The sequence below is a fragment of the Paenibacillus sp. J22FR5 genome (assembly GCF_059691975.1).
The window spans coordinates 1-1,285 of the sequence record NZ_JCAUAN010000076.1 but is presented as its reverse complement, the minus strand read 5'-3'; the positions used below and the strand labels follow the sequence as shown (position 1 = coordinate 1,285).

Here is a 1,285-nt window from a genome sequence, read left to right as displayed (position 1 = left end):
ACTGAACCGCACCCCCTAAAATAGACATTAGAAAAAACCCCCGGGTTAATCTAAACTATTTTAGGGGGTGTTTGGCATGGCGACAAAAGGACAGAAGCTAAAAACGTACAGCCAAGAGCTGAAGTTAAAAGCTATTCATATGAAATTAGAAGGAATGACGAAGCGCCAGATCTCTGAAGAACTGGGGATTGAAGATCATGATCGGGTTAAGGTCTGGATGCGAAAGTATAAGCAGTTTGGTGAGTACGGACTTATGGATAATAGAGGACGACGCGAATCGTACAAGGATGAGGACAGGCATCTTCAGAAACTAACTAGGGAGAATGAGATGCTAAAAAAGTGCTTAGAAATCTGGATAAAGGAGGTACAAAGAGAAGTAGGTTCAAGGTCGTAGAACAAATGGCACCTGGCTATACAGTGCAAAGGATATGTGAGGTTATTCAAGTATCCAGAAGCGGCTATTACCGGTACTTACACACGTCTCAAGTGGACCGTGATCATATCACTAAAGAGCGAATACAAGCTATCTACGATCTACGTGAGGGTACATACGGGTATCGTAGGATCCAAATGGAACTAGAACGTCGATACAGTGAACTTGTTAACCACAAGAGAGTTTATCGACTCATGCAAGAAATGGGACTAAGATCCATCATTAGACGTAAGAGATTCCATCCTACTTCTTACCAAGTCGCTGTTTCCGATGGACGCGTTGCAGAGAACCTGTTAAACCGTGAATTTACGGCTGAAAGGCCGAACCAGAAATGGGTGACTGATATTACACAATACCGTGTGTTGGACCGAAAAATATACCTATCCGCCATTAAAGATTTATTTAACGCTGAAATTATCGCCTATCATATAAGCTTCAACAATGACAATCCATTGGTATTAAAAACGTTTGAAAAGGCATTTAAGCAACATAAAGACGCGACTGGACAGATACCCGAATTGATCGTTCACAGCGATCAAGGGAGCCAGTACACGTCTCATGCCTACCACGACATGCTGCCACAGGTTGGCGCCCAAATCAGCATGTCACGCCGAGGAAATTGTTATGACAACGCCTCAATGGAGAGCTTCTTCTCCCATTTGAAAGCAGAAGCACTCTATCCTTATGATATACGAGATATAGCCGAAGTTCAAAGGCGAATTGAGGATTACATCCTTTTTTATAATGAGGAACGAATCCAGAAAAAACTAAACAAGCTGACTCCGGTTGAGTACCGGCGCCAACTTGTTTCCTAGGGCTTTTTTTAATGTCTACAAAATTGGGGCTTGACCA

At 42.7% G+C, this 1,285-nt stretch carries 2 protein-coding genes; both read left to right on the top strand.

Going from position 1 to position 1,285, the window contains the following annotated elements; all coding sequences use genetic code 11:
• Positions 1-76: 76 nt before the first annotated feature.
• A complete protein-coding gene (locus tag AC58P7_RS33420) occupies positions 77-394 on the top strand; it encodes a helix-turn-helix domain-containing protein (RefSeq protein ID WP_497350361.1) in 318 nt (105 codons plus the stop codon).
• Entirely contained in the window at positions 340-1,248 is a 909-nt protein-coding gene (locus tag AC58P7_RS33415) for an IS3 family transposase (RefSeq protein WP_497350360.1), read from the top strand. The genes AC58P7_RS33420 and AC58P7_RS33415 overlap by 55 nt, the downstream gene beginning before the upstream one ends.
• The last annotated feature ends 37 nt before the right edge of the window (positions 1,249-1,285 follow it).

Excerpts from the sequence above, each read along its gene's own strand:
- AC58P7_RS33420 (WP_497350361.1), top strand. The coding sequence starts at position 77 with ATGGCGACAAAAGGACAGAAGCTAAAAACGTACAGCCAAGAGCTGAAG.